We start from the raw sequence: 26259 nt of genomic DNA, 5'->3' as shown, positions 1-26259 counted from the left end.
GTGGTGCGCCTCCCCTTCGCACCGGGGGAGGCGCACCACCGTGCGCGCCGTCAGCCGGCCGGGCCGGGCTGGTCGGCGAGCGCGGCCAGCGCCCGCCGGGTCTCCGCCAGCCAGTACGGGGCGTCAATCTGCTCCCAGATCCGTAGCGCCTGGTGCAGGTGGCCGCTGGCCTGCCCCGGTTCACCCAGGGCGCGGGCGGCGGCGGCGAGGCTGTGCAGCGTCGCCGCCTCGCCGAACCGCTGGCCGCGCGCCTGGTAGACCGAAAGGCAGCGGCGCAGCATCGCCGCCCCGCGCTCCGGTTCGCCGAGGCGGATCGACAGGTCGCCGAGCCACTGTTCGGCGTAGCTCTCGGCCAGCCGGTCGCCGAGCCGTACCCCGATCCGGCGGGCCCGTTCGAAGTACGGCACCGCCGAGGCGTACCGGCCCTGGTGGCGGCGTACCTGGCCGAGGCAGCGCAGGGCGCGGGCCTCGCCGCCGAGCCACTTCGCGGCCCGGCTCTGCGTCAGGCACTCGCGGAAGCGTCGGTCCGCGCGCCGCCACTGCCGCCGTTCCATCAGCACCAGGCCGAGCCCGTATTCGGCGTAGGCGACGCCGGCCCGGTTGCCGTCGCGGCGGCTGATCCGGCGGGCCCGGGCCAGGTCGGCCACGGCGCTGTCGTAGCGGGCCAGCAGCCGGTCCAGGTGTCCCAGGCCGGCGAGGGCGGCGGACTCGTAGCCGCGGTCGCCCAGTTCCCGGGCGTACCCGAGCGCCTCCTGGTAGCAGGCGCCCGCCCGCCGGTAGCGGTCCTGGATGGTGTGCAGTTCGCCGAGGTCGCGCAGCATCGCCATGGTGGCGGTGCGGTCGCCGGCCCGGCGGGCGGCGGCGAGCACCTTGTCGTGGGTGGCCCGCCAGTCGTCGAAGTGGTTGCCGCTTTCGAAGAACGCGGCGATGGAGGTGGCCAGCGCCGCCGCCGGGCCGGTCCGGCCGTCGGCGGCCAGTCGTCCGGTCACCGTCACCAGGGCCTGGTGTTCGGTCTCGAACCAGGCGACCGGATCGGCCAGTACCCGGCGGGCGACCGGTTCCGGAACCGTCCACACCGGATCGCGACGCAGTACGGGGGCGAAGAACGCGCCGCCGGTGCGGGCGACGGCCCGCTGCGCCAGGCCGAGATAGCCGCCGTGCAGCCGGTCGGTGGCGGCCGACAGGTCGGCGCCGTCGTGGTGCCGGCGGGCCTGTTCGCGGCCGTAGAGCCGGACCAGGGCGTGCAGCCGGTAGCGCGGGCCGGCCGGCCCGGCCGCCGGGATCAGCAGGTGCACGTCGACCAGTTCGTCGACGACGAGTTCGGCCCGCCGGGGCGGCACGCCGAGCAGCGCGGCGACCGTCCAGCTCGCGATGTCGTCGCCCGGCATCGTCAGGCTGAGCAGGTGGTACGCCCGCCGGGCCGGGGCGGACAGCCCCTGGTCGGTGGAGGCGAGGGTGGCCCGCACCGCCACGTCGGAGACGGCCAGTTCGTCGAGGCGGCGGCGCTGGTCGCGCAGCGCGTCGGCGAGGTCGGCCAGCGGCCGGTGCGGGCCGGCGGCCAGCCGCGCCCCGGCGATCTGCACCGCCAGCGGGAGGTGTCCGCATCGGCGTACGATCCGTTCGGCCGCCGGCCGTTCGGCCGCGACCCGCTCGGGGCCCACTGTCGCGGCGAGCAGTTCCAGTGCCTCCGGGCCGGAGAACGGCGCCAGCACCACCCGGTACGCGGCCAGGCCGGCGACCGCGCTGCGGCTGGTGACCAGCAGGGCACTGCCGGCGACCGGGGGCAGCAGCGGCCGGACCTGGGCGGCGCTGACCGCGTCGTCGAGCAGCACCAGCACCCGCCGGTCGGCGAGCAGGGTGCGGTAGAGGTCGAGCCGGGCCGGCTCGTCGGCGGGCAGCACGGAGCTGGCGATCCCGAGGCCGCGCAGCAGGGTGCCGAGCGCGTCGCGTACGGACACCGGGGTCGCGTCGGCGTGCCGCAGGCTGACGTACAGCTGTCCATCCGGATAGGACGGTCGGCAGCGGTGCGCGAGGTGCGTGGCGAAGGCGGTCTTGCCCACCCCGGCCGGACCGGTGACGAGCAGGGTCACCGGGGCGGACTGCGCGGTGCCGAGCCGGCCCAGCGCCGCCGCCCGCTCGTCGGCGCGGCCGACGAAGGCGGCGACGTCACCGGGGAGCTGGAAGCGGGGCACCGGGGTGGCGCCCGCCGGCGCCGGCGGTGCGGTGGGCGGCGCGGCCGGCGGAGCTTTCGGTGGTGCCGTCGGCAGGCCGCGCAGGATCGCCTCGTGCACCGTCCGCAGCCGCTCGCCGGGCTCGATGCCCAGCTCGGTCGCTGCCAGCCGGTGCCCCTCCCGGAACGCGGCGAGCGCCTCGGCGGTGCGGCCGGTGGCGTGCAGCGCGGTCATCAGCTGGGCCCGCAGCCCCTCGTGCAGCGGGTGTCCGGCGCTGAGCGCGGCCAGTTCCGGCACGATCTCGGCCTCGCGTCCGGTCGCCAGGTGGGCGGCGGCGAGCAGTTCGGCCGCGTGCAGCCGGCGGCGGTCCGGTCCGGCCGCCGCCTGCCGGGCGAAGCGGGCCGTGAACCCGTCCAGGGCGGGGCCGCGCCACAGCGCCAGCGCCGCCCGCAGCAGCACGATCGCGTCCGCGTGCCGGCCCTGCCCGGCCAACTGTCGGGCCTGCCCGGCCTGTTCGTCGAAGGTGTCCAGGTCGAGGCTGCCGGCCGGGATCCGCAGGACGTATCCGTCGGCGACCGTGTCGACCAGGTCCGGCTGCCCACCGGCGGCGAGCAGGCGGCGCAGCGTCGAGACGTGGGCGTGGATCTGGGCCCGGCAGGTCGCCGGTGGACGGTCCTCCCACAGCGCGTCGACGAGGCGGTCGAGCGTGACCAGCCGGCCGTGGTCGACCAGCAGGGCGGCGAGCAGGGTTCGCTGCTTCGGCGACCCCAGCGGCACCGGCCGCCCGTCGGCGACGATCTCGAGCTGGCCGAGGACGCGGAACCTCAACCGGGGCCCCCGGTCGTGGTGTGGCCGGTGTCGCGTGGCCGTCCCGACCCACCCGGGGTCGTCGCGGTGATCGATGGCGGGGTCACCGGCTGGAGCCTTCCACACCCGACCTGGCCTGCCCAGTGCCGGATGTCATGTCGGCCGATCCAACATCTGGGATCGGGACCGGCCCTCCGTACGGGATCCACCGACCGGCGCTGACCTGCGGTTCCATGTCGTTTTCGCAGGTCCTGCGGTCGATTCGACCGGTGGCGGCCGTCACCCTGCGGTGGCGGGGCATTGACAGCGCGCCGTTGTTGATCAAAGATCCACTTCGTGCGAAGCGCTCTCCTCACCAAGCGGGGTCACATCGACCTCCTGCGCGTTGCCAGCGCGGCCTGTCGACCCTAGCGTTCGACGCCGGCTTCCCTTTTCCCGTACGCCCAGAGGCGTATCCCGACCCCGCAGGTCCCCGGCCCTGCGGTGGCGTCTGCCTGCGCGCACACCCATTTCGCAAGGAGACCAATCCTTCATGTCCACAAGACATCTGACGAGGCTCGCCGCGGTCGCGGTCGGTGCCTCGTTGCTCGGGACCGCGGTCTGGACCGGCCCGGCGAACGCGACCGCGTTGCCGTCCGTACCCCCGCAGCCCGTCCAGCTCGGCCAGGTCGAGGCGTACCCGCGCCAGAACGTCCTGCCGGTGTGGCCGGACGACCCGAACGACGCGTCCATCCCGATCGGTGTCGTCCCCTACGACGAGATCGCGCCGAAGCTGAACGCGTTGCAGGCCGAGAGCGACCGGGTTTCCGCCCGGGTCGCCGGAAAGACCGTCGCCGGCCGTGACCTGTACGTCGTCACTGTGACCGCGCCCGAGACCAGGGCGCAGGCGCAGCAGCAGGAGCAGTGGAAGCGCTGGCTGGAGGACGAGCCGGTCAAGGCGCGGACCAATGCCCGCCTGCTCGCCGAATACAAGACCCCGCTGTTCGTCAACGCCAACATCCACGGCAACGAGTGGGAGGGCACCGACGCCGCGCTGCGGGTCATCGAGGAGTACGCCACCAGCACCGACCCGGCGGTCGCCGACCTGCTCAAGCGCAACCGGCTGGTCTTCAACGTCACCGCCAACCCGGACGGCCGGATCGCCGGCACCCGTGCCAACGCCGCCGGTTACGACCTCAACCGCGACCTGACGATCGTCTCGCAGCCGGAGACGAACCTGATCCGCGAACTGGCCGTCGACGCCAAGCCGATCATCACGCTTGACCTGCACGGCTACGTCAGCCCGACGCTGCTGCACCCGAGCACCCCGCCGCACAACGTCAACAACGAGTACGACCTGTTCATCAAGCACGCGCTGCCGAACGCGCTGGCGATCGAGGAGGACCTGCGCGACCTCGGGCACGCCGAGACGCAGCGGGCCCGCATCCCGTTCCGCGACGACGCCCCGGGCGTCTGGGACGACTTCCCGCCGATCTACGTGCCGTCGTTCGCGCTGCTGCAGAGCAGCATCCCATACACGATCGAGGCGCCGCTCAACCCGCGCGGCGGCAACCTGACCCCGGCCGAACGGGTCCGCCGCTCCGGCATCAACACCGACGTGCACGAGGTCGCGATCAAGACCTCGCTGCGCTACATCGAGGAGAACCGCAACCAGGTCATCCACGACCAGGCCGAGGTCTACCGGCGCGGCTGGGCCGGTGAGCCGCTGCGCGACATCCCGGACGGCTACGTGCCCGGCTGGGGCCCGGAGGACAACTACAACACCGAGTTCCCGCGCTCGTACGTCATCCCGACCGGTGCCGGCCAGCGCTCCGAGCCGGCCGCCGCCCGCCTCGTCGACCTGCTGATCGGCAGCGGCGGCCGGGTCTGGCGGGCCCAGGACACCTTCACCGCCGGCGGCAAGTCCTACCCGGCCGGCACGTACGTCATCGACCTGCACCAGCCCAAGCGTGGCCTGGTCAACTCGCTGCTCGAACCGGGCATCGACCTCACCGACCGGGTCGCCGACCTCTACGCCGGCCCGGCCGCCTGGAGCCAGGGGCTGACCTGGGGCGCCACCGTCGACACCCTGTGGAACGAGCTGCCCGACGTACCGCTGGTCCGCACGTACGACGGCAGCGCCCCGGGCACCCTGCCCGGCGGCACCCCCGACCTGCGCCTCGACATCCAGGACGCGTCCGACCTGCTCGCCGTCAACGCGCTGCTGGCCCAGGGCGTACCGGTGTACCGGCTGGCCGACGGTTCGGTCGTCGTCCCGCACACCACGACCAACCGTCGCCTCGTCCACGCCGAGATCCGCCGGCACCGGGTCGACTTCGAGGCCGCCCCGGCCGGCTGGAGCGGCACCCTGCTCGACAGGGTCGTCGTCGGCTACGTCGGCTCGGTCGAGGTGCGGGACACGCTGCTCGACAACGGTTTCGACGCCCGGCCGCTGACCGCCGCGACCCTGGCCACGACGCTGACCGCCGACATCGACGTGCTGTTCGTCGGCGGCACCCTCAACGTCGCGACCCTGACCGCGGACAACCGGGCGGCGCTCGACGCGTTCCTCGCCCGGGGCGGCGGCGTCGTCGGCATCGACACCGCCGGCGCGGCGTTCAGCAACGCCGCCGGGCTGCTGGCCGTCACCGCCACCGCCGGCCAGAGCCTGGCCAGCGGCGTCGTCAACGTGGTCAACAACGGGGGACCGGTCACCGCCGGCGCCCTGCCGCACTCGTTCGTCGCCCAGCCGGTCTGGTTCACCAACCTGGGCGCGGGCGCCATCGTCGACCAGGCGTACGGCGCCGACCCGCTGGTCGCCGGCTGGTGGGGCACGAACGCCGCCGGCACCAACGGGCCGGCCGCCGCGGCCGGCCAGGCCAGCATCGTCCGCACCGAGACCGCCGCCGGCAACGGCGTCGTGCTCTTCGGTACGGACCCGACCTGGCGACTGCACGCCAAGGGCCTGCACCCGCAACTCGGCCGCGCCATCCTCTGGTCGGCCCAGCGGTAAGTCCGCAATGATCCGCGTGATCAGGGACCAAACCCCGCGTGTCGTCGGCGCGTCGGGCGTAAAAGTCCCTGATCACGCGGATCTTGCGAGGCCGGCGGCGACCAGGGCGACCACGGTGAGGCCGGCGAGCGCGACCGCCGCGCCCGGATAGCCGCCGGCACCCAGGCCGATGCCGCCGGCGGTCGCCCCGACGAAGACACCGAGACTCATTCCGGCGGCGTTCAGGCTCAGCGCCGGGCCGCGCTGCGCGCCGCAGCGGCGGACCAGCAGGCTGACGACGCAGGCGGCGACGACCGCGTGACTCGCGCCGAGCGCGGCGGTGCACAGCAGCGCGACCGGCAGCGTCGGCGCGAGGAAGACACCGAACGTGGCGGCGACGGCGACGGCCAGCCCGACCAGCAGCAGCCGCCGGGGCCGGCCGTCGTCGCCGGTGTTCGCCAGCCGGCCGGTGACCAGGTTGCCGAGGAAGAACGACGCGCCGCTGAGCGTCCACACGAACGCGAACCAGCCCGGCGACAGGTCGAACCGGCTGTCGTAGAACGCGGCCAGGTAGGCCAGATAGCCCATGAACGCTGCCGTGCGCAGCAGTGCCACCAGCAGCAGCGCCCGCGCCCCGGGCACCGTGGCCAGCGCCCGGAACGTGGCCAGGTAGCCCAGCCGGGCGGCCGGGACCGCCGGGCCCCGGCCACGACGTAGGAACATCGTGGCCAGCGCCGTCGCGACCACCGCCGTCGCCACCAGGTCGCCGCGCCATCCCCACCACAGGGCCGGGACCGCGATCAGCGGGGCGGCCAGCATCGCGGTCATCGACTGGGTGGCGGTGACCAGGGTCGCGGCCCGCGCCGCGGCCGGCCCGTCGCCGTACCGGTCGGCGGCGGCCGTCGTCAGCGCCGGGTTGAGCACGGCGGTCGCGGCGCCGACCAGGACGCAGAAGGCGGCGACGGTGACGTACGTGCCGGCCGCCCCGAGCAGCGCCGACGCGGCCAGCAGCAGCAGGGCGCCGGCCGCCGACAGGTGCACCGGCAGGCGGCCGATCAGCGGCGCGAACGCCGTACCGACGGCCAGGGCGGCGAGTCCGCCCAGGCCGCGCAGGCCGCCGACGGCCGCCTCGCCACCGCCGGTGGCGTCGGCGATCGGCACGAGGAAGGTGCTGAAGACCGTGTACGGCAGCAGCCCGACCGCCGAGGCGAGCAGTACCGGCCAGAGCTGCCCGGCCATCCGCAGATCCCCTGGAACGGCACCCTTCGTCGCTGTGTCCACCATGGATTGTCAGGACAGGGTGCGCAGGTAGTCGGCGAACTTCTCCAGACCGTCCACATTGCGTGGACCGCTGATCCCCTCGTTGTAGTCCAGGACGAAGAACCGGTTGTCACGCACCGCCGGCAGCTCGCGCGTCAGCGGCGACGTACGCAGGAAGTCGATCTTCTCCTGGGCCGGCTGGTCGCCGTAGTCCAGAATGATGATCACCTCGGGCTGGGCGCTGGTAACCGCCTCCCAGCCGACCTGCGACCAGCGCACGTCGAGGTCGGCGAAGATGTTGCGGCCACCGGCGATCCGGATGATGTCGGTCGGCGGCACCTGGGCGCCGGCGGTGAACGGCTGGTCGGTGCCGGAGTCGTAGAGGAACACCGGAACCGGGTCGCCCTGCGGCGCCCGCGCCTGCACCGCCGCCACCCGTGCCTTGAGGTCGGCGACGACGGTGGCGGCCCGGTCCGGTACGCCGAAGATCGCGCCGAGGCGTTCCAGGTCGCTGTAGAGCCCCTCGAACGGGGTGAGCCGCTGCGGGAAGTTCGGATAGTTGAAGCAGCTCTCGCTGTGCATGAAGCTCTGGATGCCGAGCTGGTCGAGGATCTGCGGGGTGATGCCGCGCTGGTCGCTGAAACCGGAGTTCCAGCCGGCCACCACGAGGTCGGCCCCGGCGTCGACGACGAGTTCCTTGTTGAGCAGGTCGTCGCTGAGCATCTCGACCCTGGCGTACTCGGCCGCCCACGGCGATTCGGTCACCGGCGGGTTCGCCGGCGGCATCACGTAACCGTGCACCCGGTCGGTCAGCCCGAGCGCGAACAGCTTGTCGGCGCTGCCGCCCTCGTACGCGACCGCGCGCTGCGGCGTACGGTATTCGACCTCCTCGCCGCAGCGCGGCACGGTGACCGTCGCGGCCGGCTCCGCGCTGTCGGCGACCTCGGCGCCGCAGCCGGTGGCGAGCAGGGCGGCGAGTACGCCGAACGCCAGCCCGGTGCGTCGTGTCCTGGATGTCATGTGGTTTCTCCTTGCGGGGTGAGGGAGTACAGCAGTTGCGGGGTGCCGGTGCGCGGATGCGGCACGACGGCGGCGTCCACGCCGAAGACGTCGCGGACCAGGTCGACGGTCAGCACCTCGTCGGGGGTGCCGGCGGCGACCAGCCGGCCCTGCGACAGCACGCCGATCCGGTCGCAGGTCGCGGCGGCCAGGTTCAGGTCGTGCAGGACCACGAGTACGGTCAGCCCGCTGCCGCGCAGCAGCGACAGCAGCCCGATCTGGTGCCGTACGTCGAGGTGGTTCGTCGGCTCGTCCAGCACCAGGATCCGGGGCTGCTGGACCAGCGCGCGGGCGACCAGGACCCGCTGCCGCTCGCCGCCGGAGAGGGTGAGGACGCCGCGGTGGGCGAGGTGCGCCACGTCGAGCCGGGCCATCGCCGCCGCGCACAGTTCCCGGTCGGCGGCGCCGAGCGCCTGGTTGCCGCGCAGGTAGGGGGCCCGGCCCAGGGCGACGACCTCCTCGACGGTGAAGTCCAGGTCGGCGCCGCCCTCCTGGGTGAGGGCGGCGACGGTGCGGGCGCTGCGCCGCATCGGCATCGCCGCGAGATCGTCGCCGCCGATCCGGACCACGCCACCGCTGGGCCGCAGCGCCCGGTAGACGCAGCGCAGCGCCGTCGACTTGCCGCTGCCGTTCGGGCCGACCAGGCCGACGATCCGCCCGTCGGCGACGTCGAGCGACAGGTCGTGCACGAGGTGCCGACCGTCGACGGTCACCGTCAGCCCGGACAGGACGAGGTCCATTTCAACGCCCCCCGAACAGGTAGCCGCGCCGGCGCAGCAGCGTGACGAACACCGGTACGCCGACCAGTGCGGTGATGACGCCGAGCGGCAGTTCGCGCGGCGCGACGAGGGTCCGGGACACCAGGTCGACCCAGACCATGAAGACCGCGCCGGCCAGTGGCGCGACGGCCAGCACCCGGGCGTGACCGGCGCCGACGACGATGCGTACGACATGCGGCATGACCAGGCCGACGAAGCCGATCGCCCCGCTGACCGCGACCATCGCCCCGGTGACGACCGAGGTGAGCAGCAGCAGGCCGTTGCGCAGCCGGCCCGGGTGCACGCCGAGGCTCGCCGCGGTCTCGTCACCCAGCGCCAGCACGTCCAGGGAGCGGGCGTGCCGGCGCAGGACGGCGACGCCGGTCACCACGAGGACGGCCAGCAGGGGCAGCGCGCCCCAGGTCGCGGCACCGAAGCTGCCCATCGTCCAGTAGAGGACGGTGCTGGTCGACTCGCTGTTCGGCGCCAGGTAGATGATCACGCTCATCACCGCCTGCAGCCCGAACGACATCGCCACCCCGGTCAGCACCAGCCGCAGCGGCGCGATGCCGGCCCGGCCGCGGGCGGCGGCGTACACCAGGACGCAGGCGAGCAGCGCGCCGAGGAACGCGCCGACCGACATCGCGTGGATCCCGAACACCGCCAGTCCGCCGGTGACGGTGACCGCGACGGCGCCGACCGAGGCGCCGGAGGAGATGCCGAGCACGAACGGGTCGGCCAGCGCGTTGCGCACCATCGCCTGCACGGCCACCCCGACCGCGCTGAGCCCGGCCCCGACCAGGGCCGCGAGCAGCACCCGTGGGGTGCGGATCTGCCACACGATCTGGTAGGTGCTGACCTCGTCGGCGGTGATCCGGCCGCCGCTCAGCGCCGCCCACAGGTAGCGGACCGTGTCGGCCGGGGCGACGTTCGCCGGCCCGAGCCCGATGGCCAGCAGTACGGAGACCAGCAGGGCGACGGCCAGCACCGCGACGGCCACCCCGAGCGCCGTACGGCTGCCGGGCGGGCCGGGGCGTGCGGCGCCCGCCCGGCGGCGTTGGGTGGGCAGTGCGGTGCCGCCGACGTCGGTCGGCGCGGCGGGTGTCGGCGGCGGCATGGCGGGGTGACCTCTTATCGAAAACGAAAACGAAAACCGTGTTCGAGGATCTTTATACCTGCCGGCCGGCCCGACCGGAAACCCGGTGCGCGCCAGGTGCGACGCGTCGCACACTTGCCGCCGATGAGCGATGACACCGAGGACAGGTGGCACTACGCCGGCCGCCGCACATTCGCCGGCGCCCTGCAACGGGGGCTCGGCCGTGGCGCCCACCGGGCGATGGTCGATCCGGCGGCACCCGACCTGATCGCCCACTGCCTGCGGCGCGACCACCGCTGGTACTGGGCGTTCGACGAGCGGGCGGTGTACCTGGCCCGCCTGGTCCGCGACCTGGAGATGCCGGTCGAACCGATCGCCGACCGGCTGTTCACCGCCCCCGCCGAGCCGGACGACCACGACAACGAGTTCGGGAACACCCTCGAGGTGCTCGAGGTGCTCGGCCGGGCAGGTGTCAGCGGCGTGGTCGACGGCGTCCGGCGCTACATCCAAGACGGTGAACGGTGGCTGGACGCCCTGGAGGAGATCGCCGGGGCCTGGCCCACCGAGTGGTGGGAGGACCTGTATCGGAGCGTGGCGGGCCGCATCGCGTCGGCCGCCCACCAACCGCTGTGGCGATCACCGCCGTGGACCGCCTGGGCAGCGCGGGACGCCCGGATCGCCGCCTGGATCGACACCGCGCGCCGACCGGTGCCGCCCCGGCCGTTCGCCGACCAGTCGACCGCCACCCTGCTGGCCCGACTACGTGAGCCGGTCCACGGCCCCGACCGGAAGGCGATACTGCGGGAACTGCGCCGCCGGCCTCCCGAGCCGGCACTTCTCGAACTCGTCGACGATCTTCTGGCCGACGACCCCGGACCGGCCCTGCCCGCCGCGATCAGACGGTTGGGCCCGGCGGCACTTCCGGCCGCCCGCGGCTGGGCGGCGACCCCAGGGCACCCGCTGACCTGGGCCGCGCTGTGCATCCTGGCCGCACACGGCGACGACACCGACGCGGCGGCGCTCATCGCCGGCCTCGACTGGCTCGACAGCCGCCCCGACGATCTGTGCGGCTACGACGTACTCGTCGGGGGTCTGGCCCGGATCGGTGGCCCGACCGCGGTCGAGGTCGTGCCACGGCTCGGACGGCTGTGGTTCAGCCCGCACTCGTACGAGCGGCCCGACTATCTCCGGGCGTGGGTGGCGCTGGATCCGGCCGGTGCGGGACACTGCCTCGTCGAGGGGCTGTGGGACTGCGAAGCCGGCGTACGGCTGCTGGCCGCCCGGCACGCGCCGCTGACCGACATGACCCGCGAACGGCTGTGTTACCTGCGCGACGACCCGCTCGAAGCGAACGACGTCCGCGCCGCCGCCGTAGCCCGCCTCACGGGGAAATCCGCCACCGCTCGTCTGTGAGTCGGTCCTCACCGGGTATCCGGCGCATCCGGTGGGCCGCGCCACGTGTCGTCGGGCAGGACCCACTCCGACGCCCGGAGACCAAGAGGTGCACGCACCAACTGCTGACCGCCGCGGCGGCGACACCGTTACGCGGTCTGTTTCCCTGCACCAGCCACAACACCCTGCACTTCAGTCGGTGCTCCTACTATCCGTTCACGCACGACTGCCCATGGATCTGGTTCGACTCCGGACCGCGGTTCGTCACCTACGAACGGATCCCGGGGGCCTCCAGGGCAACCTGGCGCACCCACCGCCGCCGGTCCTGCTGGCGACCGACGAGCCGCCGCCATACCCGCCGCGGTGCGTGCGCTTCCGCCGCAGGCGCGGGTCACCTGGGTCGGTGACATCGGAACCGGCCCGGGGTAACGTGTGGCGCCTCGACGGGGGGCTGCCATGTTTCTCGACCACGACCGGTTTCCGTTCCTCGACGTGCTCCGGCACAACTGGCGTGACATCCGCGATGAATACCTCGCCCTGCCCGAGGACTCGTTCGACCCCTGGGTGCAACGCGAGATGTACGGCCACGGCTGGAGCGTGTACGGGCTGGTCGCCTTCGGCACCCGGATCGAACCGGCGCTGGCCGACTGTCCGCGTACGGCGGCCGTGCTGGCCCGGATTCCGGGCCTGACCACCGCCGGATTCTCCCGCATGGAGCCGGGTACGCACATCACGCCGCACGAGGGGTGGGTGACGACGGTCTACCGGGCCCACCTCGGTGTCGTCGTTCCCGACGACGGCTGTGCGCTGCGGGTCGGCAGTCAGGTCCGCAGTTGGCAGGAGGGCGGGCTGCTGGTCTTCGACGACACGGTCGAGCACGAGGCGTGGAATCGTTCGACGGAGACCCGGACCGTGCTGCTGCTCGACTTCGTCCGTCCCGGACGCGAGCACGACGAGCCTGACGAGTTGCCTCCCGAGGTGGCCCGGCTCGTCAGGAGCCGGACCGGTCGGGGTCGGTGACCGCAGCCGCCCACCGGTGGGTCGGTCGCCGCGAGGGCGCCGTGGCCGGCGGCGCAGCCGCCCCGTCCAGGTCTGTCCAAGAAGGACGACCGGCAGTCGCGGGCGGCCGGCGGACAAACGGATGTCGGATGTTGCCACTCGTCGTTGCCCGGCAATCCGGAACGTGGTGAACGAGCCGACAGTAGGTTGGTCACATGCCTGTGTCGCCGTACGTCGCCGGTCTGCGCGCCCACGTCGGTCACGAACTGCTCCTGCTTCCCGGCGCCAGCGCCGTCGTCCGCGACGACCGGGGACGGATCCTGCTCTGCCGGCGCAGCGACGACGGGACGTGGGGGCTGCCGGCCGGCGCGATCGACCCCGGGGAACAGCCGGCCGACGCCGTACTGCGGGAGATCTTCGAGGAGACCGGGGTGGTCGCGGAGGTCGAGCGGGTCGGTGGCGTCGGTACGCACCGGGTCGTCTATCCGAACGGGGACGTGTGCGAGTACCTGACCGTGTGGTTCCGCTGCCGGGCGGTCGGCGGCGAGGCCCGGGTCAACGACGACGAGTCGCTGGAGGTCGCCTGGTTCGACCCGGCCGACCTGCCGGCGCTCAATCCACGGACGAGGCTGCGTGTCGACACGACGGTGGCGGCGGAGGGGCCGGCCTGGTTCGCCCGGCCGGGGGAACACGGGACGGTTCCCGACCGACCGGCGTCATGATCGTCTGCTGTTCAGCCGTCCGACACGCCGGGACGGTGCCGGCGGAACAGCAGACGATCATCAGGACCGGCCGTCGGTCCCTGGGGCATCCGCCGGCGGCGGCGTCGGGGCGGACATCCGGTGCAGCCCCTCGCGCAGTTCGTCGTCGTGCATGACGAGGTAGACCAGGCCACAGTCCTGGGGCCCGGTCACGTCGAGTTGGCAGAGCGTGCACGGCTCACCCGGTCGGATCGGGCACCGCGCCTCCGGCCGGGCCTTCGGGCGAGTTCCCACGTACCCGACGTTGCCACGTTGCCGGCGGTGGCGGCAGGGCCGGAAGACCTGTCAGGGGTGGGCGGCCGGCCCGGTCGACTCGCGGACCACCAACCGGCAGGGCTGCCGGATCACGCCGGACGGGCGCCTGCCGTCGAGGGCGGCGAACAGGTGGGTGACCGCGGTGGCGCCCAGGTGTTGCAGGTTGAGGTCGACGGTGGTCAGCGGCGGGCGGCAGTCGGCGGAGATCACCTCCCAGTTGTCGTAGCCGACCACGGCGACGTCGTCGGGGACGCGACGGCCCAGGTCGTGGAGGGTTTCGGTGACACCGGCGGCGATCTGGTCGTTGCCGCAGAAGATCGCATCAACGGTCGGGTCGGTGGCGATCAGGGTGCGGGCGGCGTGCCGGCCCCAGCGTTGCGACCATTCGCCGTATAGCGGTTCGTGGCCGGCCAGCGGCAGCCCGTGTTCGGCGAGGACCTTGCGCAATCCGACCACCCGGTCGCGGGCGGCCCGGTAGCTCTGCGGGCCGGTGATGTGGCCGATGCGGCGCCGGCGCAGGGCGACGAGGTGTTCGATGGCGAGCCGGGCGCCGCCCTCGTCGTCGGCGAGGACCGACAGGTCGGACGGGTCGGTGGACTCGCCGTAGACGTACACCACCGGGACCGGGATGTCGGGGGTGAGCGAGGGGCGTACGTCGTTGCTGTCACCGACGATGATGAACCCGTCGACCTGGCGGGCGAGCAGCGTACGGATGTAGTGCTGGCGCCGGATGGCGTCGCCGCGGGCGTCGCAGAGCAGCACCGACATCTGTTCGTTGCCCAGGGCGTTCTCGGCACCGAGCAGGATCGGGATGGAGAACCGGCCGGCGAGTTCGTCGGTGAGCAGCCCGATGGTGCGGGTGCGGCCGGAGATCAGGCCGCGGGCCAGGGCGTTGGGTTGGAAGGACAGTTCGGCGGCCGCCTGGAGGACGCGTTGCCGGGTGGCCGGTGCCACCTGGGCCCGGGCGTTGAGCGCCTTGGATGCCGTGGCGACCGATACGCCGGCCAGCCGGGCGACGTCGCTCAGGGTCACGTTCTGGGACGGTTTCCTACCCACCGAAATCCTTTCGGTTTTCTTTTCGGAGTCTGAAGAGATTCTATGCCTGGTGGTCAACAGGCAGATCAGGAAACCGTGACCTGCCCGTAACACGGAAGCCATCTTGCCGAAAACGTTTTCGTAGGCCATTGTGTCGTCAACCCGTAGTGATCCCGCTCACTACGTATCCGTACGAGGAGGCGGCATGGCCGAGCGAAGCGAGGTGGACGCATGACCGTGACGTCACCGGAGGTGGACCTGACCGGCGGCCGGCCGGTGGTCCCGTCCCGTGGTGCGTTGCGCCCACTCGGTCTGGGGGAGGTCCGCCTCACGGGGGATTCTGGTCGGCCCGGCAACAGGTCAACGGTGCCGCCACCCTCGCCCACGGCCGGTCCTGGATGGACCGGCTCGGCTGGACCGGGAACTTCACCGCCGACGGCACCGGCTCGGTCGACCGCCGGGGCCGACAGTTCTCCGACTCCGAGGTCTACAAGCTGATCGAGGCGATGGCCTGGGAGTTGGGCCGCCGCCCCGATCCGACGCTCGCCACCGAACTCGACGAGCTGACCGAGGCGGTCGCCGCGGCGCAGTCCCCGGACGGCTACGTCAACACCGCCTTCGGCCGGCCCGGTCAGCCCGGCCGCTACACCGACCTCGCCTCCGGACACGAGCTGTACTGCACCGGGCACCTGTTGCAGGCGGCCGTCGCGCGGGCCCGGACCGGTGACGGGGGACGGTTGCTCGACGTCGCCCGCCGCGCCGCCGACCACGTCTGCGACACCTTCGGCCCCGACGGGACACCGGGCCTGTGCGGCCACCCCGAGATCGAGACCGCGCTCGTCGAACTCGCCCGGCTCACCGGCCAGCGGCGCTACCTCGACCAGGCCGCGCTCTTCGTCGCGCGGCGCGGGCACCGCAGCCTGCCGCCGCACGCCTTCGGCTGGTCGTACTACTCCGACGACATCCCCGTCCGGGCGGCCGACGTGCTGCGCGGCCACGCCGTCCGGGCGCTCTACCTGGCCAGCGGCGCCGTCGACGTCGCGGTCGAGACCGGCGACGACGAGCTGCTGGCCGCGGTCGCCGCCCAGTTCGACCGTACGCTCGCCCGGCGCACCTATCTGACCGGCGGGATGGGGTCGCGGCACACCGACGAGGCGTTCGGCGACGACTTCGTACTGCCCGCCGACCGGGCGTACTCCGAGACCTGCGCCGGCATCGCGGCGATCATGCTGGCCTGGCGGCTGCTGCTGGCCACCGGCGAGTCCCGCTACGGCGACGTCATCGAGCGCATCCTGTTCAACGTGGTCGCCACCGCGATCAGCGACGACGGCCGCTCCTTCTTCTACGCCAACACCCTGCACCAGCGCACCCCGACCCGGCCGGTCCCCGACGACGAGGAGCAGCTCGGCTTCGGCGGCGGGCCGCGCGCCCCGTGGTACGAGGTCTCCTGCTGCCTGCCCAACATCGCCCGGCTGCTGGCCAGCCTCGGCACGTACCTGGCCACCGTCGGCGACGACGGGCTGCGCCTGCACCAGTACGCCGACGCCGAGATCGGCACCCGGCTCGCCGACGGGCGGCGGGTGGGCCTCGCCGTGCGTACCCGCTATCCGGACGACGGCCTGGTGCTGGTCCGGATCACCGAGACCGGCGCCGGCCCCTGGTCGGTGACGCTGCGGGTGCCGGACTGGGCCGACGGCGCGACGCTCGTGGTCGGCGGCGAGCGACGGGCCGTCGCGCCCGGCGCCGTCGAGGTCCGGCGGGAGTACGCCGTCGGCGACGAGATCCGCCTCGAACTGCCGGTACGGCCCCGGTTCACCGTCCCCGACCCCCGCATCGACGCGGTACGCGGCTGCGTGGCCGTCGAGCGGGGGCCGGTCGTCTACTGTGCCGAGGCGACCCGGCCGGGGGCGGCGGACACCGACCCCGACGCCACCACGACCGACGGGGGTGACCTGGACACGATCCGGATCGACCCGGCCGTCGTCCCGGTCGACGTCGCAGACGGCGTCGAGGTGCGGGCCCGGTTCGACGTCCCGGACGGCGCGCGCTGGCCGTACCGGCCCCCGGCTGCCACCTCGGCCGGACCGGGGTCCGTTCCGGTGCGGCTGGTGCCGTACCACCGCTGGGGTCGCCGTGGCCCCGCCACCATGCGGGTCTGGCTGCCCACCACCTGAACCCACACCACCACCACTGAGGGAGATACCGGTGAAGCGCTCATACGTCAGGACGGTGGCCGTGTTGGCGGCCGGCCTGCTGGTAACGGCCATGGCCGCCTGTGGCGACGACGGTGGGCCGGGCGGTGACGCCGTCAGCCTCGACGACGGCACCACCCTGACCCTGTGGACCAGGGCGGCGACCGAGTCGGTGTCCAAGGCGTACGCCGAGGCCTACAACGCCACCCACCAGAACAAGGTCGAGGTGACCGCGTACCCCAACGAGGAGTACCCGGCGAAGCTGGCGTCCGCCGCGGGTGCCAAGGCACTGCCGGACCTGTTCGCCGCCGACGTCGTCTTCGCCGCCCAGTACGCGTCGCAGGGGCTGTGGACCGACATCACCGACCGGTTCGGCGGGCTCGACGTCAAGGACAAGGTCGCCCCCGCCCACGTCCGGGCCGGGACCTGGGACGGCCGCAACTACGCCGTGCCGCACACCATCGACATGTCGGTGCTGCTCTACAACAAGGACCTCTACCAGCAGGCCGGGCTCGACCCGGAGAAGCCGCCGACGACGCTGCGCGAGTTCGCCGACCACGCCCGGGCGATCGACAAGCTCGGCGGGGACGTCAACGGCACCTACTTCGGCGGCAACTGCGGCGGCTGCGTCGAGTTCACGTTCTGGCCCTCGGTGTGGGCCGCCGGCGGTGACGTCCTCGACGCCGAGGGGCGCAACGCCAAGGTCGACTCGCCGGAGATGGCCGAGGTCTTCGCCCTCTACCGGGCGCTGTACGAGGAGGGCGTGGCCGCGCCGGCGTCCAAGGACGAGGCCGGCCCGACCTGGCTCGGCGCGCTGCAGGGCGGCAAGGTCGGCATCGCCCCCGGCCCGTCGGTCTGGCTCGGCCTGATCGAGGAGAAGGGTGTCAAGATGGGCGTCGCCCCGATCAGCGGCCTGGCCGGCGGCGAGTCGACGTTCGTCGGTGGCGACGCCATCGGCATCGGCGCCACCAGCGACAAGGCCGCCCAGGCGTGGGACTTCCTGACCTGGACGATGTCGGAGGAGGCGCAGGTCGAGGTGATCGCCAAGAACAAGGGCGTGCCGACCCGCACCGACCTGGCCGCCAACAAGTACTCGTCGGCCGACGAGCGCATCGTGGCCATCAACAGCCTGATGGCCAAGGGGAAGACGCCGTACGCGCAGAACTTCAACGCGTCGTTCAACGATCCGCAGAGCCCGTGGCTGCAGACCGTACGCGGCGCGCTGTTCGGTGACGCCACGAAGGCGCTCGCCGACGGCAACACCGCCATCACCAGGTCACTCCAGCAGAGTTAGCCCGCCGTCGTCCGTGGCGCGGCCGGATCGCGGCCGCGCCACCCCCGACCGGAGGCCACACCCCTCACCGGAGGCCACACCGATGTCCACGATGGTGACGTCACCACCGGACCGCCAGACGCCCCCGCAGCCGGAGCCGGCCAGGGCGGCCCGCCGGCGGCGGTCCGGTGCCGCCCGGCGGGCCGCCGTCGGCGCGCTGTACGCCACCCCGACCGCGGTCATGGTCGGGCTGTTCTTCGTCGTGCCGCTGCTGCTCGTCGGCTGGATGTCGCTGCACCGCTGGCCACTGCTGGGGCAACCGACCCTGAACCTGCCCGACAACTACACCGGCATCGCCGACAACACGCTGGTGCGCTCGGCGGTCTGGTTCACCCTCAAGTACACCGTCGTGATGACGGTGCTGCTGTTCGTCGTCGCGTTCGGGCTGGCCCTGCTGGTCCAGCACCGCCGGCCCGGCGTCGGCTTCTTCCGTACGGCGTTCTTCCTGCCGATGACGGTCGGGTTCGCCAGCGCGTCGCTGCTGTTCCTCGGGCTGCTCAGCGACGAGATCGGTCCGGTCAACGACCTGCTGTCGGCGGTCGGCCTGATCGACGGCTACGTGTCGTGGACCAGCGGCAGCCCGGACACCGCGCTCGGCTCGGCGGTGCTGCTGGTGCTGTGGCGGTTCGCCGGCTTCAACATGCTGATCCTGCTCACCGGCCTCCAGGCGATCCCGCCGGAGGTCTACGAGGCGGCCCGGATCGACGGCGCGTCCCGCTGGCAGACGTTCCGCCGGATCACCCTGCCGTTGATGCGGTCGAGCATCGCCCTGGTCCTGACCCTGATGGTGACCGGCTCGCTGCTGGCCTTCGACCAGTTCTGGATCCTGACCCGGGGCGGCCCGGACAACAGCACCACCTCGCTGGTGATGGTGATCTACCGGGAGGCGTTCGTCCGGCTCGACCTCGGTTCGGCGGCCGGCATCTCGGTGGCGCTGCTGGCCGTACTGCTCGTCTTCAACATCATCCAGCTCGGCGTGCTGCGCCGGCGCTCGCACTGAGAGGCCCGCGGTCATGCCCGGATCGAAGACCACCTCCCGGTGGGGCTACTACGTCACCGGCACCGCGCTGGCGATCCTGTTCCTGTTCCCGCTGCTGTGGAGCGGGTGGGCGTCGCTGCGTACGCCGTCGGGCTTCGGGCTGGAGAACTACGACCGGCTGTTCAGTTCCGACGGCGGGGTGCGGCCGTACCACGTGCTCAACAGCGTGCTGGTCAGCACGATGACGGTCGGCGGCACGCTGTTCGTGGCGACGCTGGGCGGCTACGCCTTCGGGCGCTTCCGGTTCCCCGGCCGCGACGTGCTCTTCCTGCTCACCCTGGCGATCCTGATGGTGCCGTACGCGACGATCCTGATCGCGTTGTACGTCCTGCTCGGCTGGATCGGGCTGGAGGACTCGCTGCTCGGGCTGAGCCTGGTCCTGATCATGTTCCAGCTGCCGTTCTCGATCTTCATGATGCGCAACTCGTTCGAGGCGGTCCCGAAGGAGCTGGAGGAGTCGGCGCAGGTCGACGGCTGCAACAGCTTCGGCGCGCTGACCCGGATCCTGCTGCCGGCGGTCCGGCCCGGCCTGGTGACCGTCGGGCTGTTCGCCTTCCTGACCTCGTGGAGCGAGTTCTTCGCCCCGCTGATCCTGCTCAACTCCACCGACCGGTTCACCACCACGCTCGCGGTGGTCAACATGCGTACGGCCAGCCACGGTTCGATCGACTACGCGGCGCTGGAGGCCGGTGTGGTCTTCATGGCCGTGCCCTGCCTGATCCTTTTCGCGTTCATGCAGCGCAGCTACGTCCGGGGGTTCACCTCGGGCGCCCTGAAGGGGTAACACCCCCGGAACCACCCTCCCACGCGGCTCCACGGATGGAAGGGCGGACCCGGGTTCCATTTATTGATCTCCATCTATGTAGGAGGAGGATCCCGTGAGAAGCCGATGGCGAAGTACCGCCGTACCGGCCCTGGCCGGACTGTTCGCCGCTGCCGTGGCCGCCGGGCTGGGGGTGGTCGGGACCGGTGTCGCCCACGCCGTACCCGGTGACAACCTGGCCTGGACCGCGACCGCGAGCGCGTCCTACACCTCGCCGTGGGAGTCCGTCGCGGCCATCAGGGACGGCATCGACCCGCCCAGTTCCAACGACACCGTCAACCCGCGCTGGGGCACCTGGCCCAACACCGGCCAGCAGTGGGCCGAGCTGACCTGGACCAGCGCCCAGACGATCCGTGCCGCCGAGGTCTACTTCTTCGACGACAACGGCGGCGTACGGCTGCCCGCCGCCTGGCGGGTCCAGTCCTGGAACGGCAGCGGCTACGTCGACGTCAGCGGCGCCAGCGCCTACCCGATCCTGCGCGACCGCTACAACCTGGTCACCTTCAACGCGGTCAGCACCACCCGGCTGCGCGTCCTGCTGACCAGCGGCACCGCCTCGGTCGGCCTGCTCGAGTTCAAGGCACACGCCAACCCGCCCGGCGGCGGCCCGACCACGCCGCCGCCGAGCAGCGGCTGGAACCCGCCGGCGAACCTGGTGACCCCGCTGGCCCAGGTGTGGCAGCACCAGGAGGAGACGTACAACAACGGCAACCTGTACGGGTTCCGCAACTACGGCTGGGACCAGGTCATGGCCAACGGCGGATACCTGAACTTCTGCGTCCGCTGGGACTCCTCGGCCAACGTCACCGCCGCCCAGCGCGACCAGGTCCACGCCACCCTCGCCCGGCAGTACAAGAAGTGGATGGACGTCATGGTGGGCCACAACGCCTGGCCCTACACCGACGTTCCGATCCGTGTCGTCGGCTGGGCGGTCCGCAACCGCGCCCAGTTGCAGTGGACCGACAACTCCGTCGACATCTACGTCAACAACATCCGCGAGAACGCGCCGCAGTGCTCCGAGCCGTGCGGCCGCTTCTTCAACCAGAACGGCCAGTACCCCAACTGTCCCGGCGGCGCCGCCCGGCACTACGACCAGTCGCTGTGGCTGACCGACGGCTTCGGCGGTGGAGCCGGCGGTGACTGGGGCCAGCGGATGGGGCGCGAGTACTACATGAACAACCTCAACGCCGAGAACATGACGATCCTGCTCCACGAGATCGGCCACACCTTCGGGCTGGACGACTTCTACGACTGGACGCCGTCCGGAGTCGGCGGGTTCATCATGCGCGCCGGCAGCGCCAGCTCCATCACCGATTTCGACCGGTGGATGTTCCGTGACTGGTGGCGCCACCTGAAGAACCGCTACGGCTACTGAACCACCCCCGGCGCCCCACGGCCGCCGTCCCGGCCGTGGGGCGCCGCCCCTCCCGCATCCGTGCCCTACGAAAGGTGCCGCGCATGCCCCTCACCCGTACCCACCGGCGCGCCGGTGCGGCGGCACTGGCCGCCACCCTGGTCGCGGCCCTCGCCGCGCCGGGCGTACCCGCGTACGCCGCCAACCCGATCGTCACCAACATCTACACCGCCGACCCCGCGCCCCTGGTCGTCGGCAACACCATGTACATCTACGCCGGCCGCGACGAGGCCGCCACCGGCGTCAACAACTTCGTCATGCGCGAGTGGCGGGTCTTCTCGTCGACCGACGCCGCGAACTGGACCGACCACGGCGCCCGCGCCAACATCGGCACCTTCCCGTGGGCCGGCGCCGACGCCTGGGCCAGTGAGGTCGAGGAGCGCAACGGCCGCTACTACTGGTACACCTCGGTCAACGGCAACGGCCCCGGCTGGATGAACATCGGGGTCGCGGTCGGCGACAGCCCGCTCGGCCCGTTCACCGACGCCAAGGGCGGACCGCTGATCAGTGACAGCACGCCGAACTCGTCCGGACTCAACATCGACCCGACCGTCTTCACCGACGACGACGGGCAGGCGTACATCTACTGGGGCGGCTACTGGGGGCCGCGCGCCGCGAAGCTCAAGTCGAACATGATCGAGCTGGACGGCGCCGTGGTCACCCCGACCGGGCTGACCAACTTCTGGGAAGCGCCCTGGATGTTCAAGCGCAACGGCCTCTACTACATGATCTACGCCGCGAACGACACCAACGGCTGCGTCACCAACTCCAACTACGCCTGCCAGCGGTACGCCACCGCGACCAACCCGCTCGGCCCGTGGACCCACCGCGGCGTCGTGCTCGACCAGGTCTCGTCGACCACCAACCACGCCGGTGTCGTGCAGTTCAACGGCCAGTGGTACATGGTCTACCACAACGCGAACGCCCCCGGCGGCGGCAACTTCCGCCGCTCCGTCGCCGTCGACCGGCTCTACTTCAACGCCGACGGCACCATGCAGAAGGTCGTCCAGACCACGACCGGCCCACCACCGAACCCCGGCGGTCCCGGCCAGCCGCCCGCCGGCACCAACCTGGCCCCGTCCGCGACCGCCAGCACCTCGCACGTCTCGGCCTGGGAGAGCCTCGCCGCGGTCAACAACGGGGGAGTGCCGGCCAACTCGCAGGACCGCGGCAACCTCGCGTACGGCAACTGGCCGCAACAGGGCACCCAGTGGATCGAGTACACCTGGCCGTCGGCCCGCTCGGTCAACCGGGTCGCCACCTACTGGTTCGACGACAACCAGGGCATCGACCTGCCCGCCTCCTGCCAGGTGCAGTACTGGAACGGCAGCTCGTACGTGGCGGTGCCCGGCCAGTCGGCGTGCGGCGTCGCCGGGAACACCTACAACGTCACCACCTTCACCACCGTCTCGACCACCCGGCTCCGGTTGTCGATCACGTCCAGGCCCGGACTGTCGACCGGCGTCCTGGAGTGGATGGCCTTCCAGAGCTGACCGCCGGGGCCGGCGGGCCCCGCACCCGCCCGCCGGCCCCGGCCCACCCACACCCGTCCCACCCCCACCCCTGGAGGTGACGCCATGCCATCCACAGTGGACTCCGTACGGAGGCCGTTGGCACTGGCGCTGGCCGCCGTACTCACCACCGGCGCGCTGACCGTCCCCACCACCACCGCCGCCCACGCGGCCCAGACCATCGGATATCCCACCTTCAACGGCCCCGCGATCCCGGCCCCGCCGGTCGGCTACAGCACGGGCAACACCATGCAGGCGATCTACGACGCCGAGAGCGCCGGCACCGACTTCTGGATGGACCGGCTGCTCGCCCGGCCCGGCAACGACCCCGCCGGCACCTGGCTGATGACCCGGGGTCGCGGCCTCTACATGTACACCCACAACCCGGGCGTCATCGGCTTCGGCGGCAACACCGCGTACTGGGACAACATCAGCAGCCAGAACGCGTACGCCGTCACCGTCACCCCCGGCACCTTCGCCGAGCAGGTCAGCGGGCGGTGGCAGTCGCCGAGCCACTGGAAGGGCGTCTACACCAGCGGTTCGGTCCGCATCGACATGACCAAGTTCATCACCCACAACAACGTCGCGGTCACCAACCTGTCGATCCGCAACAACGGCACCGGCTCGACCACCCTGCAACTGCGGGCCACCTCGCCGTACGCCACCACCGGCAGCGGTAGCGAGCTGACCGGCAGCCGGCAGGTGAAGAACAACCTGACCACCATCCGGCCCCGGCTGTCCGGCGACGGGTTCACGGTCAGCAGCGGCGGGCTCAACCGGTCGGTCACCGTCGGCGCGGGCCAGACCGTCACCACCAAGGTCGTGATGGGCTTCGTCACCGACGAGATCCCGCAGTCGCTGACCGAGTACAACGCCTACCGCGGGTACACCCCGGACGCCGCGTTCGGCACCCACGTCCGCGACTACAACCGCTGGTGGGCGGAGAACGTCCCGTACATCGACGTGCCCGACCCGGCCATCAAGAAGAACATCTACTACCGCTGGTGGCTGATGCGCTACAACTACCTCGACGTCGACATCCCCGGGCAGGACTTCCAGTTCCCGGTGTCGATCGAGGGCGTCACCGGCTACAACAACGCGATCGCGCTGACCCAGCCGATGCACATCGACGACCTGAAATACCTGCGCAACCCGGTCTACTCGTACGGCCCCTGGCTGTCGGTCGGGCAGACGTCGCGCGGCGGCCGGTTCATGGACAACCCCGGCGATCCGGAGAACTGGTCGAACTCCTACACCCAGTACATCTCCGAGGCGGCCTGGCGCAGCTACCAGATCCACGGCGGCCAGCCGGTCATCGCCGGCAACCTGGCCCGCTACGCCGAGGGCGACGCCAAGGGACAACTGTCCTACTTCGACACCAACAACAACGGCGTCATCGAGTACGACTGGGGTGCGATGACCGGCAACGACGCCGACGCGGTCTCGTTCGACTGGCGGTCCGGCCGCCTCGACCGGGCCGAGACCGCGTACGTCTGGAGCGGGGCGGTCGCCGCCCAGCAGGCGTACGCGCTGCTCGGCAACACCGCCAAGGCGGCCGAGATGCAGACCCTGGCCGACCGGATCCGCAACGGTGTCATCAACACGCTGTGGAACCCTTCGCGGCAACTGCTGGAGCACAAGCACGTCGCCACCAACGCGCACGTGCCGTGGAAGGAGATCAACAACTACTACCCGTACTCGGTCGGGCTGATGCCGAACACCGCCCAGTACCGCGAGGCGCTGCGGCTGTTCGCCGACCCGGCCGAATACCCGGTGTTCCCGTTCTACACCGCCAACCAGCGCGACAAGGCGGCCGCCGCCGCGGCCGGCTTCCCGGGCAGCAACAACTTCTCGACCATCAACTCCACCGTGCAGTTCAGGCTCTACTCGTCGGTGCTGCGTAACTACCCCAACCAGTGGATGTCGGCCGAGGACTACAAGAAGCTGCTCTACTGGAACGCCTGGGCGCAGTACGTCGGCGGCAACACCCAGTGGCCGGACGCCAACGAGTTCTGGGCCAACTGGAACGCCGGCACCCGCAACATCGACTACCGGTCCTGGATCCACCACAACATCCTGGGCAGCAGCAACTGGACCGTCATCGAGGACGTCGCCGGCCTGCGGCCGCGCACCGACGCCCAGATCGAGTTGTCCCCGATCAACATCAACTGGTCGCACTTCGCGGTGAACAACCTGCGCTACCGCAACATGGACCTCAGCATCGTCTGGGACGACCCGGCCGACGGCGTCACCCGCTACAGCGGCGTGCCGCAGGGCTACTCGGTCTACCTCAACGGCACCCGCGCCTTCACCGTCGACCGGATCACCCGGGTGCTCTACAACCCGGCGACCGGCACCGTCAGCCTGCCGGCCGGCGGCAGCACCACCTACAGCACCGCCGTACCCGGCCTCCAGGCACCGCAGAACGTGGTCCAGAACAGCGCCCGGATGGTCGACATGTTCGCCAAGGCCGGCGCCGACCTGACCTCGACGACCCCGAACCTGGCCCAGGGCGCCACGGTGTCCGCGTCGTACACCGCCTCGGGCACCTCGACCGGCGCGGCGGTCGACGGGTTCCCGATCAACGAACCGATCTGGGGCAGCTACGGCTCGCCGAACACCACCGACTGGTACGAGGTGTCGTTCGGCCAGTCCCGCACCGTCGACGACGTGTGGCTCCACTTCCGCAACGACCGGGCCACCAACCGCTACCGGGCCCCGGCCTCGTACAACGTCCAGTACTGGAACGGCAGCACCTTCGTCAACGCCGCCGCCCAGGTCAAGACGCCCGGCAGCCCGCAGGCCAACCACAACCGGGTACGGTTCACCGCCGTGAACACCACCCGGCTGCGGGTCCAGTTCACCCACGCGTCCGGCTTCAAGACCGGACTCACCGAGGTGAAGGTCTTCAACCGCGGCGGCGGCGGACCGGACCCCGGCCCGGGCAACCTCGCGGCGACCGCGACCCCGTCGGCGTCGTACACCTCGCCGTGGGAGAGCGTCGCCGCCCTCAACGACGGCGTCGACCCGCCCAGCTCCAACGACACCGTCAACCCGCGCTGGGGCACCTGGCCCAACACCGGCCAGCAGTGGGCCGAACTGACCTGGGGATCGGCGCAGACGCTCCGGTCGGCACAGGTCTACTTCTTCGACGACAACGGCGGCGTACGGCTGCCCGCGTCGTGGAAGCTCCAGTACTGGACCGGCAGCGGCTACGCCGACGTACCCGGAGCCGGCGGCTATCCGACGGCCGCGAACGGCTACAACGTGGTGACGTTCCCGGCACTGTCCACCAGCCGGCTGCGGGTGCTGCTGGAGAGCGGAGCCGGATCGGTCGGCCTGCTGGAGGTGAAGGCCTTCGGCTGACCGGCGGCCGTGGGTGG

Annotated in this window: 20 protein-coding genes; 13 read left to right on the top strand and 7 right to left on the bottom strand. The window is 71.9% G+C overall.

Annotation, left to right across the window (positions count from 1 at the left end):
- Nucleotides 1–50: 50 nt before the first annotated feature.
- The gene (locus Prubr_RS35130; RefSeq protein WP_212819867.1) at nt 51–2999 is read right to left on the bottom strand and encodes an AfsR/SARP family transcriptional regulator; all 2949 of its coding nucleotides are present in this window, start codon (nt 2997–2999) and stop codon (nt 51–53) included.
- 315 nt (nt 3000–3314) lie between these two features.
- On the opposite strand from Prubr_RS35130, the gene Prubr_RS38505 reads away from it, so the two are divergent.
- Both Prubr_RS38505 and Prubr_RS35125 read left to right on the top strand, forming a co-directional pair.
- Nucleotides 3315–3389, top strand: coding sequence for a putative leader peptide (locus Prubr_RS38505; RefSeq protein WP_357518584.1), 75 nt, complete (start codon nt 3315–3317; stop codon nt 3387–3389).
- A gap of 121 nt (nt 3390–3510) precedes the next feature.
- A complete protein-coding gene (locus tag Prubr_RS35125) occupies nt 3511–5970 on the top strand; it encodes a M14 family zinc carboxypeptidase (RefSeq protein ID WP_212819865.1) in 2460 nt (819 codons plus the stop codon).
- A gap of 72 nt (nt 5971–6042) precedes the next feature.
- Here Prubr_RS35125 and Prubr_RS35120 read toward each other — a convergent pair whose 3' ends face one another.
- The 4 genes from Prubr_RS35120 to Prubr_RS35105 are packed head-to-tail and all read right to left on the bottom strand — an operon-like array spanning nt 6043 to nt 10143.
- Nucleotides 6043–7233: an MFS transporter gene (locus Prubr_RS35120; protein ID WP_212819863.1), complete on the bottom strand. Its 1191-nt coding sequence runs from the start codon at nt 7231–7233 to the stop codon at nt 6043–6045.
- Nucleotides 7234–7239: 6 nt separating this feature from the next.
- Nucleotides 7240–8229, bottom strand: coding sequence for an ABC transporter substrate-binding protein (locus Prubr_RS35115; protein ID WP_212819861.1), 990 nt, complete (start codon nt 8227–8229; stop codon nt 7240–7242).
- Nucleotides 8226–9008: an ABC transporter ATP-binding protein gene (locus Prubr_RS35110; protein ID WP_212819859.1), complete on the bottom strand. Its 783-nt coding sequence runs from the start codon at nt 9006–9008 to the stop codon at nt 8226–8228. The genes Prubr_RS35115 and Prubr_RS35110 overlap by 4 nt, the downstream gene beginning before the upstream one ends.
- Before the next feature lies 1 nt (nt 9009).
- On the bottom strand, nt 9010–10143 hold the full coding sequence (locus Prubr_RS35105; protein WP_246568100.1) for a FecCD family ABC transporter permease: 1134 nt from the start codon (nt 10141–10143) through the stop codon (nt 9010–9012).
- A 123-nt stretch (nt 10144–10266) separates the two neighbouring features.
- Between Prubr_RS35105 and Prubr_RS35100 the strand changes: the two genes are divergently transcribed.
- The 4 genes from Prubr_RS35100 to Prubr_RS35090 all read left to right on the top strand — a co-directional run bounded on the left by Prubr_RS35100 (nt 10267) and on the right by Prubr_RS35090 (nt 13235).
- Nucleotides 10267–11535, top strand: coding sequence for a hypothetical protein (locus Prubr_RS35100; protein ID WP_212819857.1), 1269 nt, complete (start codon nt 10267–10269; stop codon nt 11533–11535).
- Complete coding sequence (locus Prubr_RS38500) at nt 11442–11921, top strand: DUF6193 family natural product biosynthesis protein (protein ID WP_425517968.1); 480 nt, start codon at nt 11442–11444, stop codon at nt 11919–11921. The genes Prubr_RS35100 and Prubr_RS38500 overlap by 94 nt, the downstream gene beginning before the upstream one ends.
- Before the next feature lie 49 nt (nt 11922–11970).
- Complete coding sequence (locus Prubr_RS35095) at nt 11971–12534, top strand: aspartyl/asparaginyl beta-hydroxylase domain-containing protein (protein ID WP_212819855.1); 564 nt, start codon at nt 11971–11973, stop codon at nt 12532–12534.
- A 194-nt stretch (nt 12535–12728) separates the two neighbouring features.
- On the top strand, nt 12729–13235 hold the full coding sequence (locus tag Prubr_RS35090; protein ID WP_212819853.1) for an NUDIX hydrolase: 507 nt from the start codon (nt 12729–12731) through the stop codon (nt 13233–13235).
- A gap of 60 nt (nt 13236–13295) precedes the next feature.
- Here the strand turns inward: Prubr_RS35090 and Prubr_RS35085 are convergent, their stop codons facing one another.
- Complete coding sequence (locus Prubr_RS35085; RefSeq protein WP_212819851.1) at nt 13296–13508, bottom strand: DUF6767 domain-containing protein; 213 nt, start codon at nt 13506–13508, stop codon at nt 13296–13298.
- 51 nt (nt 13509–13559) lie between these two features.
- Nucleotides 13560–14585, bottom strand: coding sequence for a LacI family DNA-binding transcriptional regulator (locus Prubr_RS35080; RefSeq protein ID WP_246568098.1), 1026 nt, complete (start codon nt 14583–14585; stop codon nt 13560–13562).
- On the opposite strand from Prubr_RS35080, the gene Prubr_RS35075 reads away from it, so the two are divergent.
- From Prubr_RS35075 to Prubr_RS35040, 7 genes are all read left to right on the top strand, one after another.
- Nucleotides 14510–16738 carry a glycoside hydrolase family 127 protein gene (locus tag Prubr_RS35075; protein ID WP_343221558.1) on the top strand — a complete coding sequence of 743 codons (2229 nt, stop codon included), beginning with the start codon at nt 14510–14512 and terminating at the stop codon, nt 16736–16738. The genes Prubr_RS35080 and Prubr_RS35075 overlap by 76 nt on opposite strands.
- A 31-nt stretch (nt 16739–16769) precedes the next feature.
- Entirely contained in the window at nt 16770–18050 is a 1281-nt protein-coding gene (locus Prubr_RS35070; RefSeq protein ID WP_246568094.1) for an ABC transporter substrate-binding protein, read from the top strand.
- Nucleotides 18051–18132: 82 nt separating this feature from the next.
- Nucleotides 18133–19089 (top strand): carbohydrate ABC transporter permease, encoded by a 957-nt coding sequence (locus Prubr_RS35065; protein WP_246568092.1) that lies wholly within the window; start codon nt 18133–18135, stop codon nt 19087–19089.
- Nucleotides 19090–19102: 13 nt separating this feature from the next.
- On the top strand, nt 19103–19912 hold the full coding sequence (locus Prubr_RS35060; protein ID WP_212819847.1) for a carbohydrate ABC transporter permease: 810 nt from the start codon (nt 19103–19105) through the stop codon (nt 19910–19912).
- Between the two features lie 94 nt (nt 19913–20006).
- Nucleotides 20007–21326: a cellulose-binding protein gene (locus tag Prubr_RS37535; protein ID WP_246568091.1), complete on the top strand. Its 1320-nt coding sequence runs from the start codon at nt 20007–20009 to the stop codon at nt 21324–21326.
- Between the two features lie 83 nt (nt 21327–21409).
- Nucleotides 21410–22858 (top strand): glycoside hydrolase family 43 protein, encoded by a 1449-nt coding sequence (locus Prubr_RS35045; RefSeq protein WP_212819845.1) that lies wholly within the window; start codon nt 21410–21412, stop codon nt 22856–22858.
- Between the two features lie 84 nt (nt 22859–22942).
- Nucleotides 22943–26242 carry a discoidin domain-containing protein gene (locus Prubr_RS35040; RefSeq protein ID WP_212819843.1) on the top strand — a complete coding sequence of 1100 codons (3300 nt, stop codon included), beginning with the start codon at nt 22943–22945 and terminating at the stop codon, nt 26240–26242.
- Nucleotides 26243–26259: the final 17 nt, after the last annotated feature.

Origin of the sequence: Polymorphospora rubra, assembly GCF_018324255.1 — a bacterium.
Lineage (GTDB): Bacteria > Actinomycetota > Actinomycetes > Mycobacteriales > Micromonosporaceae > Polymorphospora > Polymorphospora rubra.
This window is presented reverse-complemented; position numbering and strand designations above follow the sequence as displayed.

What these genes read in the sequence shown, in the direction of transcription:
- Prubr_RS35125 (WP_212819865.1), top strand. Translation starts at nt 3,511, where the DNA reads ATGTCCACAAGACATCTGACGAGGCTCGCCGCGGTCGCGGTCGGTGCC.
- Prubr_RS35120 (WP_212819863.1), bottom strand. Translation starts at nt 7,233, where the DNA reads ATGGTGGACACAGCGACGAAGGGTGCCGTTCCAGGGGATCTGCGGATG.
- Prubr_RS35115 (WP_212819861.1), bottom strand. Translation starts at nt 8,229, where the DNA reads ATGACATCCAGGACACGACGCACCGGGCTGGCGTTCGGCGTACTCGCC.
- Prubr_RS35110 (WP_212819859.1), bottom strand. Translation starts at nt 9,008, where the DNA reads ATGGACCTCGTCCTGTCCGGGCTGACGGTGACCGTCGACGGTCGGCAC.
- Prubr_RS35105 (WP_246568100.1), bottom strand. Translation starts at nt 10,143, where the DNA reads ATGCCGCCGCCGACACCCGCCGCGCCGACCGACGTCGGCGGCACCGCA.
- Prubr_RS35100 (WP_212819857.1), top strand. Translation starts at nt 10,267, where the DNA reads ATGAGCGATGACACCGAGGACAGGTGGCACTACGCCGGCCGCCGCACA.
- Prubr_RS35095 (WP_212819855.1), top strand. Translation starts at nt 11,971, where the DNA reads ATGTTTCTCGACCACGACCGGTTTCCGTTCCTCGACGTGCTCCGGCAC.
- Prubr_RS35090 (WP_212819853.1), top strand. Translation starts at nt 12,729, where the DNA reads ATGCCTGTGTCGCCGTACGTCGCCGGTCTGCGCGCCCACGTCGGTCAC.
- Prubr_RS35075 (WP_343221558.1), top strand. Translation starts at nt 14,510, where the DNA reads ATGCCGTGGCGACCGATACGCCGGCCAGCCGGGCGACGTCGCTCAGGG.
- Prubr_RS35065 (WP_246568092.1), top strand. Translation starts at nt 18,133, where the DNA reads ATGTCCACGATGGTGACGTCACCACCGGACCGCCAGACGCCCCCGCAG.
- Prubr_RS35060 (WP_212819847.1), top strand. Translation starts at nt 19,103, where the DNA reads ATGCCCGGATCGAAGACCACCTCCCGGTGGGGCTACTACGTCACCGGC.
- Prubr_RS35045 (WP_212819845.1), top strand. Translation starts at nt 21,410, where the DNA reads ATGCCCCTCACCCGTACCCACCGGCGCGCCGGTGCGGCGGCACTGGCC.
- Prubr_RS35040 (WP_212819843.1), top strand. Translation starts at nt 22,943, where the DNA reads ATGCCATCCACAGTGGACTCCGTACGGAGGCCGTTGGCACTGGCGCTG.